1 pseudogene is annotated in these 603 nt (G+C 65.5%); it reads left to right on the top strand.

Annotation, left to right across the window (positions count from 1 at the left end):
• A pseudogene (locus DD1DGNOD_RS26430) lies at positions 1-603 on the top strand (hypothetical protein); the annotation flags it as partial.

Here is a 603-nt window from a genome sequence, read left to right as displayed (position 1 = left end):
GGACCAAGTGTTGATGTTGCACGCCTGGAGAGCGCGAAGGCGGTCGAGGAGCAGCTACTCGATCTCGTGGCCGGCGCTGAACGGGAGCTGCTCGTTCTGTACGCCCGACCCGAGCAAACGTCGGTCATGACAGCGGAATGCACACAGGCCGTCCTGCAGGCCCTCGACCGCGGGGTCGTCGTACGCGGTATCTGTCCGCGCCCGGCCCACGGGGACGATGCGATCGCCATATGCGGCGCCGCCGACGCGCACGGCCTGGACCTGCGGGTGACCGACGCCCCGCTGGCGGATATGACCATGGTCGACCGCGAGGTCGCCCTGCTCCTGCTGACGCCCGGCCCGAACGAGGAGCATGCCCGTGCGCTGCTGCTCCGGGAGCCGGCGCTGACGAACCTGGCCACGATGTTGTTCGATCAGCTCTGGAAGACCGCGCAACCCCTGGACCGGGACGGCGAACTCGACCAGGCCGAACTCCAGCACACCGAACTCGACCACGCTGTGTTCGGCGGGACTCTGCTGAACGGGACTACCCGCTCCCCCATCAGTCACAACTCCGTCGACCAAAAGATCTATGCTTCAAACACTAATGAACAACAGAATGAC

The sequence above is a fragment of the Candidatus Protofrankia californiensis genome (assembly GCF_900634765.1).
Classification (GTDB): domain Bacteria; phylum Actinomycetota; class Actinomycetes; order Frankiales; family Frankiaceae; genus Protofrankia; species Protofrankia californiensis.
Note: the sequence above shows the minus strand (reverse complement) of the source record. Positions and strands in the feature narration are given on the sequence as shown.